13 protein-coding genes are annotated in these 13,890 nt (G+C 72.2%); 8 read left to right on the forward strand and 5 right to left on the reverse strand.

Features of this window, described 5'->3' with window-relative positions:
- The first annotated feature begins 106 nt into the window (after positions 1-106).
- From AB0K05_RS28340 to AB0K05_RS28355, 4 genes are all read left to right on the forward strand, one after another.
- Positions 107-2,047 (forward strand): hypothetical protein, encoded by a 1,941-nt coding sequence (locus AB0K05_RS28340; RefSeq protein ID WP_364233011.1) that lies wholly within the window; start codon positions 107-109, stop codon positions 2,045-2,047.
- A gap of 93 nt (positions 2,048-2,140) precedes the next feature.
- The gene (locus AB0K05_RS28345) at positions 2,141-5,095 is read left to right on the forward strand and encodes an ATP-binding protein (protein ID WP_364233014.1); all 2,955 of its coding nucleotides are present in this window, start codon (positions 2,141-2,143) and stop codon (positions 5,093-5,095) included.
- 49 nt (positions 5,096-5,144) lie between these two features.
- Complete coding sequence (locus AB0K05_RS28350) at positions 5,145-6,374, forward strand: MurT ligase domain-containing protein (protein WP_148036666.1); 1,230 nt, start codon at positions 5,145-5,147, stop codon at positions 6,372-6,374.
- On the forward strand, positions 6,364-7,077 hold the full coding sequence (locus tag AB0K05_RS28355) for a glutamine amidotransferase (protein ID WP_148036667.1): 714 nt from the start codon (positions 6,364-6,366) through the stop codon (positions 7,075-7,077). The genes AB0K05_RS28350 and AB0K05_RS28355 overlap by 11 nt, the downstream gene beginning before the upstream one ends.
- Position 7,078: 1 nt before the next feature.
- Here AB0K05_RS28355 and AB0K05_RS28360 read toward each other — a convergent pair whose 3' ends face one another.
- On the reverse strand, positions 7,079-7,441 hold the full coding sequence (locus AB0K05_RS28360) for a DsrE family protein (RefSeq protein WP_219546152.1): 363 nt from the start codon (positions 7,439-7,441) through the stop codon (positions 7,079-7,081).
- Positions 7,442-7,494: 53 nt separating this feature from the next.
- Between AB0K05_RS28360 and AB0K05_RS28365 the strand changes: the two genes are divergently transcribed.
- From AB0K05_RS28365 to AB0K05_RS28375, 3 genes are all read left to right on the forward strand, one after another.
- Entirely contained in the window at positions 7,495-7,983 is a 489-nt protein-coding gene (locus AB0K05_RS28365) for an FABP family protein (RefSeq protein WP_148036669.1), read from the forward strand.
- Positions 7,984-8,270: 287 nt separating this feature from the next.
- A complete protein-coding gene (locus AB0K05_RS28370; protein WP_148036670.1) occupies positions 8,271-8,684 on the forward strand; it encodes a Fur family transcriptional regulator in 414 nt (137 codons plus the stop codon).
- Between the two features lie 10 nt (positions 8,685-8,694).
- A complete protein-coding gene (locus AB0K05_RS28375; RefSeq protein ID WP_364233020.1) occupies positions 8,695-9,633 on the forward strand; it encodes a glycine cleavage T C-terminal barrel domain-containing protein in 939 nt (312 codons plus the stop codon).
- A gap of 9 nt (positions 9,634-9,642) precedes the next feature.
- Here the strand turns inward: AB0K05_RS28375 and dtd are convergent, their stop codons facing one another.
- A complete protein-coding gene (gene dtd / locus AB0K05_RS28380) occupies positions 9,643-10,068 on the reverse strand; it encodes a D-aminoacyl-tRNA deacylase (RefSeq protein ID WP_364233023.1) in 426 nt (141 codons plus the stop codon).
- A gap of 60 nt (positions 10,069-10,128) precedes the next feature.
- On the opposite strand from dtd, the gene AB0K05_RS28385 reads away from it, so the two are divergent.
- Complete coding sequence (locus AB0K05_RS28385; protein ID WP_364233025.1) at positions 10,129-11,049, forward strand: asparaginase; 921 nt, start codon at positions 10,129-10,131, stop codon at positions 11,047-11,049.
- Between the two features lie 2 nt (positions 11,050-11,051).
- Here AB0K05_RS28385 and AB0K05_RS28390 read toward each other — a convergent pair whose 3' ends face one another.
- Genes AB0K05_RS28390 through AB0K05_RS28400 form a run of 3 tightly spaced genes read right to left on the reverse strand, consistent with a single transcriptional unit; the run spans position 11,052 to position 13,822 of the window.
- A complete protein-coding gene (locus AB0K05_RS28390; RefSeq protein ID WP_364233028.1) occupies positions 11,052-12,662 on the reverse strand; it encodes a DUF2207 domain-containing protein in 1,611 nt (536 codons plus the stop codon).
- A gap of 48 nt (positions 12,663-12,710) precedes the next feature.
- A complete protein-coding gene (locus AB0K05_RS28395) occupies positions 12,711-13,445 on the reverse strand; it encodes an alanyl-tRNA editing protein (RefSeq protein ID WP_148036675.1) in 735 nt (244 codons plus the stop codon).
- Between the two features lie 8 nt (positions 13,446-13,453).
- Positions 13,454-13,822 carry a DUF2516 family protein gene (locus AB0K05_RS28400; protein ID WP_148036676.1) on the reverse strand — a complete coding sequence of 123 codons (369 nt, stop codon included), beginning with the start codon at positions 13,820-13,822 and terminating at the stop codon, positions 13,454-13,456.
- Between the last annotated feature and the right edge of the window lie 68 nt (positions 13,823-13,890).

Here is a 13,890-nt window from a genome sequence, read left to right on the forward strand (position 1 = left end):
AGCTGGCGGAATTGCCGAGAACCCTGCCGCAGCAGGGGTTGTAGCTCATACGCTGTCACGGAGCGGAGGGAAAACAGAACGACATAGCGCAGCCGGAGGGGGTCACGTGGCGGACGTGCATCCCGATCACGCGCAGCTCCAGGCCGACCGCATCTACCTGGGCTGGCAGTACATCCTGCCGCATCCCGACCCGGGCCCGCCGCCGAAACGGCCGTCTCCGGCGGAGGAGCCGCCCGTCACCGAGCGGGACGACGAGGAGCGGGCCGCGCTGCTGCGCCGCGAGCGGCTCCAGGAAGACATGCTGAACCGGCCGGTGCGGCTGGTGCGCGCGTTCATGCTCGTGCTGGCCGCGCTGATCGTCGTGCTGGCCCTGGTCGGCTACCTCGCCTGGCAGTTCGCGCTGATCGGCGTGCTCGCGGCCGGCGGGGTGGCGGCCATCTGCGCCTACGCGCTCGTCCAGGGCGACCGGGCGGTCCGCTACCGCGTGTCGGAGCAGCAGGCGAGGAACGACCGCCAGCGCCAGGAACGTGACAGGGAGCTGTTCAGGGCGCAGGAGGAGCACGCCCAGCTCTACCGCGAGTGGCAGGAGGAGAAGGATCGCTTCGACCGCCAGCTCACCTGGTACGCGGTCGCGGTGCCCGACGAGATCGACCGGGTCGACGTGGCCGGCGGCACGCTGCCGGGCTGGTCGGCGCTGATCACGCTGCTCGGCGCGACCCGCCTCTACAGCGGCGGCCATCTGACGGTGCTCGACCTGTCGGAGGGCGCGATCGCCAAGGACCTGATCGAGCTGGCCCGCAAGGGCGGCGACGACCCGCTCGTGTGGGTGCTGCCGGTGGACCTGCCCCGGCTCGACCTGGGGGCGACGCTCAAGCCCGAGGCGTTCGCCGACGTGCTCGCGCACGTGGTCAGCGTGAGCGAGGAGCACCGCACCACCCGCGACCTCAGCTTCGACAACGCGATCCTGGAGCGGGTGCTCGAGGTGCTCGGCGAGAACGCCACGATCAGCCAGGTGACGGCCGCCCTGCGGGCGCTGGCGCAGGTCGGCGACCCGCGCGAGGACCTGCGGTTCGGCCTCATCACCGCCACCCAGCTGGAGCGCATCGGCACACTGTTCGGGCGCGGGGTGAGCGACCGGGTGGTGATCGAGCGGGCCTGGGCGCTGGAGTCGCAGCTGCGCAAGCTGGAGACGCTCGGCACGCAGGCGGTCCGGCTGCCGCCCGCCCGGCTGCGCGTGGTCAGCATGGACCGGCAGGCCGGGGTGTTCGGCAACCGCGTGCTCGGCACGTACGTGGCGACCGCGCTCACCCACATCCTGCGCCAGTCGCCCGCCTCCGACCGGCCGTGGTACCACACGATCATCGTGGCGGGCGCCGACAAGCTCCGCGGCGACGTGCTCGACCGGCTCATGGACGCCTGCGAGACGTCCCGTACCGGACTGGTGCTGACCTACCGTTCGCTCACGCCGACCGTGCGCGAGCGGCTCGGCCGCGGCCACGCGGCGGTCGCGTTCATGCGGCTGGGCAACGCCGAGGACGCCAGGGTGGCGAGCGAGCACGTCGGCACCGAGCACCGGCTGGAGCTGGCCCAGCTCACCGAGACGATCAGCGAGTCGCTGCCGGGCCTGGACGGCGGCTACACCTCCACCATCGAGCAGCTCGACGACGCCGGCGGGCGGCCCGACGAGGGCGCCGCCGACCTGGCCGAGGACATCACCGAGTCGACCGAGTGGGGCCGCACCGCCGACAAGATCTCGGAGAAGGAGCGGGTGCTGCAGCGCTCGCGCGAGTTCCTCGTCGAGCCGCACCAGCTCCAGCAGCTCCCCACCACGTCGGTGATCGTCACCGACGCGACCGCGCACGGCCGGCGGGTCCGCCTGGCCGACGCCAACCCGGCCATCCTGACCTTCCCCAAGACGACGCTCGCCGAGCTGGAGGAGGTGCGCGAGACCACGATCCAGGAGCCCTCCGAGAACGGCCATCGCGAGCCGCCGCCGAACCTCGGCCCGCCACCGGCACGCCTCGACTGGCGCAAGGACAGGCAATGACAGGCAAGGAAATGGTCAAAGTCCACGTGATGCGCTGGCGTTCGGCGGGAGTTTACTGACAACCGTCTGTGGGGGGATGAAATGCAGCCGAGTGTGTCGCTGAGCGGACCCTGGTACCGGATCCAGTCGATCGCCGCTCCCTCGCGCAGCTCGTCGGCCGAGTGGGATTTCGTCACCGTGCTGCCCGCCGCGCTGTCGGCGGCGGCGCGCGACAGGCCGTTCGTCATCGGCTGGCTCTCGCGCGGGTCGGGCGCGCCGCTGGAGCTGATAACGAACGCGGGCCCGCTGTCGCCGCCCCGGCAGCCGCGCCGGTCGCCGGAGTCGCCCGACCGCCCGGCCGGGCCGCAGCCGCTGCTCTTCCCCGGCGGCGCGCGCGGCGTCGAGCTCGACGACGGCTACCTGGCCGACCTGGCGGACCTGGTCTGGACCCCGTGCCCCGGCCGTCAGGCGCCGCCGCTCGGGGGCCGCAGGGAGCCGGACGCCGACGAGCTGAAGAGGCCGACGCTGTTCGAGGCGACGCTGGTCACGCTGATGTCGCGGCCCTTCGCGTGGCTGGTCGTGGCCGAGCCGACCGACCTGCTCGACGCCGAGGTGGCTCACCTGCGCACCCAGCTCAACGTGCTCAGGCAGTACGGCGACGCCTCCGAGCGGTCCAGGTTCGACGCCGAGCGGGCCGAGCGGCGCATGCAGGAGCTCGACGCCTTCCGCGAGGCCGGGCTCTGGAACGTCCGGGTGCTGGCCGGCGCGGCCAACCCCGACGAACTGCGGCAGATCGCGCCCGTCCTGGTCGGGTCGGTGGAGATGAGCCATCACCCGTACCGGCTGCGCAGCGCGCACGGCGCGGTGCACGCGCTGCCGGAGGCGCTGGCGCTGACCATGCAGGACCCCGCCGACGGCGCGGCGGCCCCGTTCGCGGCCACGGCGGGGGCCCTGGCGGCGCTGGCCGGGCTGCCCAGGCGCGAGGTGCCGGGCGTGCGGGTGCTCGACTCCGGGTTCTTCGACGTGACGTCCGAGGCCGGGGAGGGCGAGCTGGAGCTGGGCGAGATCCTCGACGGCCAGGACCGGCCGGTCGGCTCGTTCCGGGTGCCGCTGGCCACGCTCAACCGGCACGCGTTCGTCACCGGCGCCACCGGCTCGGGCAAGTCGCAGACCGTCAGGCACCTGCTGGAGCAGCTCAGCAACGCGGGCATCCCGTGGCTGGCCATCGAGGCGGCCAAGTCCGAGTACGCGGCCATCGCCGGGCGGGTCGAACCGGCGCAGGTCACCGTGATCAACCCGTCGGCGCCCGACGGCGTGCCGTTCAGCGTGAACCCGCTGGAGCCGGAGCCCGGCTACCCGGTGCAGGCGCACATCGACATGATCAGGGCGCTGTTCATGGCGGCGTTCGACGCCGAGGAGCCGTTCCCGCAGATCATGTCGCTGGCGTTGCAGCGCGTGTACGAGGCCACCGGCTGGGACGTCGTCACCGGCGGCGCCGTGCCCGGGTCGAAGGTGCCGCCGAGCGTGCCGACGCTGGAGCAGCTCCAGCGGCACGCGATGGACGTCATCCAGGAGATCGGCTACGGCCGCGAGGTGCAGGCCGACGTGGAGGGGTTCATCTCGCTGCGGCTGCGCTCGCTGCGCGTCGGCTCGGCCGGCCGGTTCTTCGAAGGCGGCCACCCGGCCGACATCGGCGGGCTGCTGCGCCGCAACGTGGTGCTGGCGATCGAGGACGTGGCCAACGACGAGGACAAGGCGTTCCTCATGGGCACGCTGATCATCCGGGTCGTCGAACACCTGCGGATGCGCGCCCGCCAGGAGAAGAGCGCCGGCCTGCGGCACGTCATCGTCATCGAGGAGGCGCACCGGCTGCTGCGCGACCGCGGCACCGGCCGGGCCGCCACGCACGCGGTGGAGCTGCTGGCCGGCATGCTCGCCGAGATCAGGGCGTACGGCGAGGGCATCGTGGTGGCCGAGCAGATCCCCACCAAGCTGGTCTCCGACGTGGTCAAGAACACCGCGCTCAAGGTCGTGCACCGGCTGCCCGCCGAGGACGACCGGCAGCTCGTCGGCGCGGCCATGAACCTCAGCGAGGAGCAGTCCCGCCAGGTCGTCTCGCTGCCGCCCGGCGACGCGGCCGTGTTCGCCGACGGGATGGACCGGCCGCTGCGGGTGCGCGTGCCGCTCGGCGAGTCGCGCGAGAAGGCGCTGGCCGGCCCGCCGCCGCCGATCAGGGGCCGCCGCTCGGCCGCCTGCGGCGCGCCGTGCCGCACCGGCCAGGCCTGCACGCTGGTGGAGCTCCGCGAGGCCGACGTGCTCGCCGACGCGCCCGAGTGGGCCTGGCTGCGCATCTGGTGCGACACGGTCGTGCTCGCCTTCGTCAGCAACCGGCCGCTGCCCGGCGTGCCGCGGGCGCTCGCGGCCGCCTGGGCCGAGCTGCCGGCCCGTCGCGCCGAGTGCCTGCTCGCCACGCTGGTCGAGCGCTCGGTGCGGCGCCGCGCCTGGGCGCTGCGGAGCTGGTTCGACCCGGCGCTGCTCACCGAGAAGGCGGCCGCCGCCGCCACCCGCCTGCTGGGCGGCCAGGGGGGCGGCGAGCGCCCCGGCGCCTCGTGGGTGCTCCCGCAGGTGCGCTGGCTGCACGAGGTCGACAGGCTCTTCCCGTACGGGAGGCCCGCGCCGGACCTGCGCACCCCCGCCCCGCCGATGGAGTACGCGATCTTCCGGCAGAACGGCGACGGCCCGCACCCGGAGCCCCATGGGGAGTTGCTCGGCCACCGGGCCAAGGCGCTGCGCCACCACCCGCTGTCGATGGAGATGGACCACAACAGGGAGCTGGCCTGGCGGGTCATCCTGGGCGACGACGAGCACGAGGGTGTCAGGCGTGACGTCGACGCGGTGGCCATCGGCGTCGAGCCGCAGGCCAGGCTCCGGCACGTCGGCCAGATCATGGGGGCCGGGTGGCTGGAAGGGGTGCTGGCGTGGCCGCACAGGTTCGTGCTGCCGTTCGGGCACGACAGCGCGCCCGAGATCTCGTTCGCGGAGCCTCACCTGGCGGAACAGGTCCGGTGATCGCGAGTAAGCGGTTGGGCATGTCCGATCCGGACTAGGATTTGTCAGCATGACCCAGCTTTCACTGCGGGCTCAGCTCGCGAGCGCCCTGGGCCGCAGTGCCGCCACGCTGTCCAGGATGACCGGGCGCGGCGACGGCTCGGTGATCGGCGGGCGGGTCGGCCTGATGCTCGAGCCCGACCTGCTCCGCAAGCTTGCCCGCGACCGCAAGCTGGCCCTGGTCAGCGCGACCAACGGCAAGACGACCACGACGCGGCTGATCACGTCCGCACTGCTGGAGCTGGGGGAGGTGGCCACCAACGCGTTCGGCGCCAACATGCCCGCGGGCCACGTCTCCGCCCTCTCCACGCACAAGAACGCGCCCTACGGCGTGCTGGAGGTCGACGAGAAATACCTGCCCGAGGTGCTCGACACCACCGGCGCGGGCGTCGTCTGCCTGATGAACCTCAGCCGCGACCAGATGGACCGCGCCGCCGAGATCTGGCTGCTGGCGCAGAAGTGGCGCAACGCCCTGTCGGGCAAGCCCACCCACGTCATCGCCAACTGCGACGATCCGCTGGTCACCTGGGGCGCCTCCACGGCCGCCAAGGTCACCTGGGTGGCCGGCGGGCAGCGCTGGAAGGAAGACTCCTGGAGCTGCCCCGAGTGCGGCGGCCCGCTGGAGCGCAAGGACGCCGACTGGGCCTGCCGCGAGTGCACCTTCCACCGGCCCGAGCCGCAGTGGGTGCTCGACGACGACGCGGTGATCGACCCGCGCGGCCAGCGCTGGCTGATCGACATCCAGCTTCCCGGCCTGGCCAACCGGTCCAACGCGGCGATGGCGCTGGCCGTCGCCGACGCGTTCGGGCTGTCGGTGGAGCGGGCGATGCCCCGGCTGCGCGAGGTGACCTCGGTCGCCGGCCGCTACACGACGGTCGAGCGCGACGGCCGCCAGGCGCGGCTGCTGCTGTCCAAGAACCCCGCGGGCTGGCTGGAGGCGTTCGACGTCTCCGACCCCAACCTGCCGATCATCCTGTCGGTCAACGCGCAGGGCCCCGACGGCCGCGACACCTCCTGGCTGTGGGACGTCGACTACCGCATCCTGCGCGGGCGGCCCGTGTTCGTGACCGGTGAGCGCCGCCTCGACCTGGCGCTCCGGCTCGAAGTGGCCGACGTGCCGTTCGCGCTCTGCGCGTCGTTCTCGGAGGCGCTGGCCATGCAGCCGCCCGGCCGGGTCGACGTGATCGCCAACTACACCGCCTTCCAGCAGATCCGATCGGAGTTCGGCCGTGCCGTCTGACAGCGCCCTGCGCATCGTCTGGATCTACCCCGACCTGCTGAGCACCTACGGCGACCAGGGCAACGTGCTCGTCCTGGAGCATCGCGCCCAGCGTCGCGGGATCGAGACGGAGACGGTCCACGTCCGCTCCTCCGACCCGGTGCCGGAGACCGGCGACGTCTACCTCATCGGCGGCGGCGAGGACCGGCCGCAGATCCTCGCGGCCGAGCGGCTGCGCCGCGACGGCGGCCTGCAGCGCGCGGTCACCCGCGGCGCCTCCCTGCTCGCCGTCTGCGCCGGCTACCAGATCATGGGCAGCACGTTCGGCGGCGAGGAGGGCCAGCCGGTCGACGGCATCGGCCTGCTCGACCTCGCCAGCGCCCGGGGTCCCGCGAGGGCAGTGGGCGAGCTGGTGGCCGAGGTCGACGCCGCGCTCGGGCTGCCGACGCTGACCGGGTTCGAGAACCACATGGGCGTCACCCGTCTCGGCCCCGGCGTCAAGCCGCTGTCGAGGACCGTGAAGGGCGTCGGCAACGGCGACGGCTTCGAGGGCTGCTACGCCGGCCACGTGGTCGGCACCTACCTGCACGGCCCCGCCCTGGCCCGCAACCCGGCGCTGGCCGACCTGCTGCTGTCGTGGCGGGTGGGCGAGCTGGCCCCGCTCGACGACACCCGCTACGAACAGCTCCGCCAGGAACGGCTCAGCGCCGTGCTGGCCCAGTAGGTCAGTAGACGAGCGCCTGGACGCCCTCGTCCGTCACCTCCTCGACGAACGTGGGCGCTCCGGCGATGCGCACGCCCTCGATCACGTCCTCGACCGTGATCTCGCGCCGCGCCGCACACTGCGTGCACAGCGTCACCCGCCCGCCGGCCAGCACCGCGCCGAGCAACTCGGCGAGCGGGACCGCGTGGGGCAGCTCGAACTTCTCGGCCCGGCCGGGGAGCGCGAACCACGCGGACTCGCCGGTCAGCCAGACGGAGACGGGAACTCCGCTCGCGAGCGCCGCGGCCGCGACCGTGAACGCCTGGTTGCAGCGCTCGGGGTCGTCGGCGCCCGCCGTCACCTTGATCACCAGTGATCGTGCCATGCCCGCCACCCTAGAACGTCACCCGCCCGCCCCGCGCCACTAGGGTTCTGCATATGGAGGAACCACAGGTGCATCCTGACCTGGAACCGATCGCTTTCCTGCTCGGACGGTGGGAAGGCGCCGGCGTCGGGGGCTACCCGACGATCGAGAGCTTCAACTTCGGTCAGGAGATCGAGTTCGGCCACAACGGCAAGCCCTTCCTGACGTACGTGAGCCGCACCTGGCTGCTCGACCAGGACGGCAACCGGGTCAGGCCGCTGGCCACGGAGTCGGGCTACTGGCGGGCGCTGCCGGAACGGCAGCTGGAGGTGGTGCTGTCACACCCGACCGGCATCGTGGAGATCTACGTCGGCGAGGTCGTCTTCCACAAGATCGACCTGCGGACGGATGTGGTGGCGCGCACGGTCACGGCCAAGGAGTACACCGCGGGCCGCCGCCTCTACGGGCTGGTCAACGGCAACCTGATGTGGGCCTACGACATGGCCGCGGTGGGGCATCCGCTCACGTCGCACATGTCGGCGGAGCTGAAGAAGGTCGGCTGAGAAACGAAGAAGGGCCCCGGGCGACGTTCCGCTCTCGGGGAGAGCGGGCCGGATGGACCAAAGGCGATGACAGGTGTCACGCCCTCCGGCTGCCAGGGGCCCCGGTGGTTGCCTCGTACTCGCGAACGACTGCGAGACAACAGCCCGCGTCGTCAGCGGACAACCACCTCGCTGGTCCTCTTATGGCTAACCATTATGTGGACCACCTCCTTTCCGCGTATTCACGAAGCTATGCGGTCTCCGGCTGACAGGGCAAGCGATTAACGTCCGGCCGTAGACTCGGGGGCATGACGGAGACGCAGTGGCATGAGGAGCTTCGCGCCAAGGGTTACCGGGTCACTCCGCAGCGCCAGCTCGTCCTGGAGGCGGTCAAGGAGCTGGAGCACGCCACGCCCGAGGAGATCTGCGGCAAGGTCCGCGAGACCGCCCGCGGGGTCAACATCTCCACCGTCTACCGCACTCTGGAGCTGCTCGAAGAGCTCGGCATGGTGACCCACACCCACCTGGGTCACGGCGCCCCGACCTACCACCTGGCGGCCGAGGCCGACCACGTCCACCTGGTGTGCCGGGGCTGCGGCCAGGTCATCGAGGTCCGGCCCGAGCTGGCCGAAGGGCTGGTGCGCGGGCTCGACGACGAGCTGGGGTTCGCGGCCGACGTCCACCACCTGACCGTCTTCGGGCGCTGCCGCGAGTGCCGATAGCCTGGGAGGTATGCGTAGCCCACTGCTGGATCTGCCGGGAGCCGTCGCAGCCGACGCCCCCGACGCCGACGTCGCGGCACACTACGGCGACCTGTTCGCCGAGCAGCGCGCGCTGGTCAAAGGCGAGGCGGTCGTCGACCGGAGCAACCGCGAGGTGGTGCGCGTCTCCGGGGCCGACCGGCTGACCTGGCTCAACGACCTCACCTCGCAGAAACTCGACACCCTCCAGCCGGGCGAGTGGACGCAGACGCTCGTGCTCGACCCCCAGGGCCGCGTCGAACACCACCTGACCCTGGTCGACGACGGTGCGGCCGTGCTGGCCCACGTCGAGCCCGGCACCGCCGACGCCCTGATCGGCTACCTCGACCGGATGCGGTTCATGCTCAGGGTCGAGGTGACGCGGGCCGACGACCTCGCGGTGCTGTCCACCGCCGCCGGCGACTCCTACGTGCCGCGCGCCGAGCTGGGCGACCACCTGGGCAAGCCGCTCGCGGGCCTGTGGGCGTACGAGGCGCTGCGGATCGAGGCGCACCGGCCGCGGCTGGGGTTCGACACCGACCACAAGACGATCCCCCACGAAGTGGGCTGGATCGGTCCGGCGGTCCACCTCACCAAGGGCTGCTACCGCGGCCAGGAGACGGTCGCCCGCGTCCACAACCTGGGCCACCCGCCGCGGCGGCTCGTCTTCCTGCACCTCGACGGCAGCGTCGACACGCTGCCCGCGCACGGCGCGCCGGTGATCTTCGAGAGCCAGGAGGTCGGCACCGTCGGCTCGGCGGCCCGCCACCACGAGCTCGGGCCCATCGCGCTGGCGGTGATCAAGCGGACGGTCCCGGTCGACGCCCAGCTCCTGGCCGGCGGCGTGGCGGCCGCCCAGGAGGTCGTGGTGCCGCCCGACGCGGGCCGCAACGTGAGCATCGACCCGGGGCTGCGGCGGCGCATCAGATAGCGGGGTCCGCTAGACGTCCACGATCAGCGTGATCGGGCCGTCGTTGACGAGCGACACCTTCATGTCGGCGCCGAAGCTGCCCGTCTCCACGTGCGCGCCCAGCCCGCGCAGCTCCTCGACCACCGCGTCGACCAGCGGCTCGGCGACGGGTCCCGGCGCGGCGGCCTGCCAGGTGGGGCGCCTGCCCTTGCGGGCGTCGCCGTAGAGGGTGAACTGGCTGATCACCAGGAGCGGCGCGGCCACGTCGGAGCACGACTTCTCGCCGTGCAGGACGCGCAGGCCCCACAGCTTGGCGGCCAGCCTGGCCGCCTGGGCCCGCGTGTCGGTGTGGGTCACGCCCACCAGGACGAGGAGGCCGGGCTCGTCGATCGCGCCGACCGTCTGCCCGTCGACGACCACCGAGGCGGAGCTCACCCGCTGAACGACTGCTCGCATGGGATCCCATTCTGGCCCAGCCGTGAGACCTCCGTAGACTCGTGACGAAAGGGGTGCGTGATGTCGCTGGTCGTGGAGGTCGTCCGGTCCGGGTTCGTGGAGTCCAGGCACGAGGTGCGCATGCTGGCCCTCGACACCGTGGGCAGCCCCGCCGAGGCGCACGGGGCGGTGCACGTGCCGGCCTCGCCCCGCTCGACCATGAAGCCGCTGCAGGCGCTGGCGATGCTCCACAACGGCCTCAACCTGAGCGGCGAGCTGCTGGCGCTGGCCTGCGCCTCCCACGCGGGCGAGCCCTTCCACGTCGAAGGCGTCACGAAGATCCTGGCCGGGGCGGGGCTCGACGAGTCGGCGCTGCTCTGCCCCGAGGACTACCCGGAGGACCGGGCGGTGACCGAGCGCGGCCGCCTCTACATGAACTGCTCGGGCAAGCACGCCGCCATGCTCGCCGCGTGCGTCGCCAACGGCTGGCCCACCGCCTCCTATCTGGCGGTCACCCACCCGCTGCAGCGGGCGATCCGGAACACCGTGGAGGAGCTGACCGGCGAGCGGATCACCGCCTCGGGCGTCGACGGGTGCGGGGCGCCGCTGTTCTTCGTCTCGATGCTGGGCGTGGCCAAGGCGTTCCGGTCGCTCGCGCTGGCGGCCGACGACAGCAGGGAGCGGGCCGTGTTCGACGCGATGCGCGCCCATCCCGAGTGGACGTCAGGCACTCATCGGCCGGAGGCCGCGCTCATGCGGGCGCTGCCCGGCCTGCTGGTGAAGGCGGGCGCGGAGGGCTTCCAGGCGTTCGTGTTCGAGGACGGCAGGACCGGCGTCATCAAGATCGAGGACGGCTCCGGCCGGGCCCGCACCCCGCTCACCGTGGCGGCGCTGCGCTCGCTCGGCCTGACCTCGCCGGCGCTCGACGGGCTCGCCGTCCACCGCGTGATGGGCGGCGGCGAGCCGGTGGGCGAGCTGCGCGTGCGCACCACCCACCGCTGACCTCAGAGCGTGCGGAACTGACGGCTCGCCGAGATCGCGCCCGACGTGGTCGTGGTGAACGTGCGCATCGAGCCGGCGAACTTCGACAGGTCCCACTCCGCCGGGCCGTGGTACCAGTAGAGGTTGTCGGCCTGGTGTCCGTTGCCGGTCACCGACGCCACCAGCCGCGACCAGTGCTCCACCCCGTCGAAGATCACGGCGTACGGGAGATAGCGGGAGAACAGCTCGACCCGGTCCTTCTCCGCGACGTTGCCCACGTCGCCGGAGAAGAGGAAGTCGCGGAAGCCGAGCGTGTGCGCGAGCGCCGCCGCCCCCTTGGCGGTCTTGGCCGGCATGTACTGGCCGCCGACGGCCAGCGCGCCACCCGCGATGATGACGGCCAGCCCCAGCAGGCCGTAGGAGGTGAACCAGGCGAGCAGGGCCGTGGACACCACGCCGGCGACCAGGAGCACGACGCCGACCGTGGTCCAGAGGGTGCGCTCGGCGTCGGGACGGCGGGCGAACCAGCCCTGCCGCACCACGTCGGCGTAGAGGGCGTCGCGGACCTTGCCCAGGTGGGCCGCGAACGAGCCGGACAGCTGCGACAGCAGCACCGCCTCACGCCCCTCGAAGATGGCGTCGTAGAGCGCCTGCTCGTACGGCAGCAGCGTGTGGGACGGCGCGTGCGGCAGCCGCACCAGCAGCCAGTCGGGGGCGTCGTAGGTCTGCCGGGGCTGCTCGTCGATCCGCAGATAGCCGCGTACGGCGAGGTCCACGATGGTCGCGGTCACGTCGACCACGTCGGCCTGCTCGTCCACCAGCGTGCCGATCTGGCCCGGACGGACGCCGTCGGGCGGGGAGAAGTGGCCGTTCCGCACGGGGTTGACCGCGCCCGTCTCGTGGCTGACGACGCGGGCGTCGCGGCCCCGCGTCCAGTAGAGCAGCGCCACGCCGCCGAGCAGCAGCACCAGCAGGGCCGCCAGCGCGCCGCCGGTCACCGGGTTGAGCGCGAACGCGCCGGCCAGGGAGAAGCGCTTGTCGAGGATCGGCTGCCCGCCGCTCGCGCCCTCGGGGAAGCCCACCACGACGGTGAGGGCCTGGCCGGGCGCGAGGCCCTCCTGCTCGAAGTCGGCCTGGGTGCCGGTGTGGTCCATCGCCGCGGAGGTGCAGCCGATGGCGGAGGTGAGCTCGCCGGCGAAGCACGAGAGGTTCTGCACCAGGCCGGGGCCGGTGACCTTGACCGTGGCCTTGTCGACGGCGGTGTCCCAGCCGCTCACCGCGAACCAGCGCAGCTCCTCGGCGTCACCGGCGGGGGCGACCGCGCCCTTCACGTCGTACTCGACGGTCGCGGGCGAGGTGACCGTCAGCACGCCGTCGGCGTAGGTGCCGCCTTTGACGTTGGAGATCTCGTAGAGACGGTCGTTGGCGTCGTCGTGGCGCGTGCGGGTGAGGAACGTCCGCTTCAGCTCGCCAGAGCCGCCCTCGAGCTTCTCGACGACGTGGACGGTGCCGCCCTTGCCCAGGGTCATGGTGACGTCGGCGGTGATGCCGGCGTTCGCCGCCATGGCGGGAGCGGCGATCAGCGCGAGAGCGGTCGTCACCAGTGCGGCCAGCGTCAGCCTGAAACCCGTCATGGCCGGTCATCGTATCGGGTCCGCCTGACACATCCGTAGGTGTCTGGATCAGTCGGAGATCGCGATGCGCAGCCGGCGGAAGCCGCGGCCCTTGCTCTCGACCTTGGTCACCTTGATGCGGCCGATCTGCTTGGTGGAGGCGACGTGGGTGCCGCCGTCGGCCTGGGTGTCGAGGCCGACGATGTCGACGATCCGCACGTCGCGCACCTCCGGCGGCACCAGGTTGGTGGCGGTGCGGATGATGTCGGGGATCGCGAACGCCTCGTCACGCGGCAGCACCCGCACGTCGATGCGGCGGTCGGCGAGGATCTCGGCGTTGCAGGCGTCCTCGACGGCCTCCTTGAAGCCGGGCGGCACCTCGGGCAGGTTGAAGTCCATCCGGGCGGTCAGCGGCTCCATGTTGCCGCCGGTGACCGGGCAGTGGAAGTCGCGGAAGACCACCCCGCACAGCACGTGGAGGCCGGAGTGGGTGCGCATCAGGGCGGAGCGCCGCTCGTCCGCCACGGCGGCGCGCACGACCGTGCCCACCGGCGGGATCGGGTCGCCCTCGGCGGGGATCAGCTGGAGGTCGTCGCCCTTGCGCACGCCGACGACGCGGGTCTCGACGCCCTGCCAGATGAGCACGCCGTGGTCGGCGGGCTGGCCGCCCCCGCCGGGGTAGAAGGCCGACCTGTTGACCACGATGCCCTCGGGGGTCGCGTCGAGGACCACGGCCTCGAAGTCGCGCAGGCTCTGGTCGGAGAGTTCGAGGCGCTCGGTGCGCCCGTGCAGCTCGGTGGTCATGCCGCGCGTCACCAGGGGCCGTAGGGGCCGCTGTTGCCGCCGCGCCCGCCCATGCCCTTCACCGCGGGCTTGACGTCCACGATGTAGATGGCGGCGGCGATCACCGCGGCGATGGAGAACAGCCCCAGCCCGATGCCCAGGAAGGCACGGCCTCCGATGACCAGGAAGTTGATCACGTACGAGTAGGCGCCGGCGGCCGAGAAGAGCGTGGCCAGAATCAGGATGATCAGCCAGATGTTCTTCTGCAGCTTGCCCGCCGAGACGAACGCGTCGGCCGGCACCCGGAGCGCATGCACCAGCGCGTATCCCGACATGCCCAGAACGATCAGGGACAGCACCGAGAAGAGGAGGTTGAAGACCAGGTTGATGAATTGCATGTGTTGGCTCCCGCCCAATGCCGCGATGAGTCGGGCTTCAGCCTAATGGCCGCCCGCGTTCCACGGGC

Origin of the sequence: Nonomuraea sp. NPDC049486, assembly GCF_040676925.1 — a bacterium.
GTDB lineage: Bacteria > Actinomycetota > Actinomycetes > Streptosporangiales > Streptosporangiaceae > Nonomuraea > Nonomuraea ferruginea.

What these genes read in the sequence shown, in the direction of transcription:
- AB0K05_RS28350 (WP_148036666.1), top strand. Translation starts at nt 5,145, where the DNA reads ATGACCCAGCTTTCACTGCGGGCTCAGCTCGCGAGCGCCCTGGGCCGC.
- AB0K05_RS28360 (WP_219546152.1), bottom strand. Translation starts at nt 7,441, where the DNA reads ATGGCACGATCACTGGTGATCAAGGTGACGGCGGGCGCCGACGACCCC.
- AB0K05_RS28365 (WP_148036669.1), top strand. Translation starts at nt 7,495, where the DNA reads ATGGAGGAACCACAGGTGCATCCTGACCTGGAACCGATCGCTTTCCTG.
- AB0K05_RS28370 (WP_148036670.1), top strand. Translation starts at nt 8,271, where the DNA reads ATGACGGAGACGCAGTGGCATGAGGAGCTTCGCGCCAAGGGTTACCGG.
- AB0K05_RS28375 (WP_364233020.1), top strand. Translation starts at nt 8,695, where the DNA reads ATGCGTAGCCCACTGCTGGATCTGCCGGGAGCCGTCGCAGCCGACGCC.
- dtd (WP_364233023.1), bottom strand. Translation starts at nt 10,068, where the DNA reads ATGCGAGCAGTCGTTCAGCGGGTGAGCTCCGCCTCGGTGGTCGTCGAC.
- AB0K05_RS28385 (WP_364233025.1), top strand. Translation starts at nt 10,129, where the DNA reads ATGTCGCTGGTCGTGGAGGTCGTCCGGTCCGGGTTCGTGGAGTCCAGG.
- AB0K05_RS28390 (WP_364233028.1), bottom strand. Translation starts at nt 12,662, where the DNA reads ATGACGGGTTTCAGGCTGACGCTGGCCGCACTGGTGACGACCGCTCTC.
- AB0K05_RS28395 (WP_148036675.1), bottom strand. Translation starts at nt 13,445, where the DNA reads ATGACCACCGAGCTGCACGGGCGCACCGAGCGCCTCGAACTCTCCGAC.
- AB0K05_RS28400 (WP_148036676.1), bottom strand. Translation starts at nt 13,822, where the DNA reads ATGCAATTCATCAACCTGGTCTTCAACCTCCTCTTCTCGGTGCTGTCC.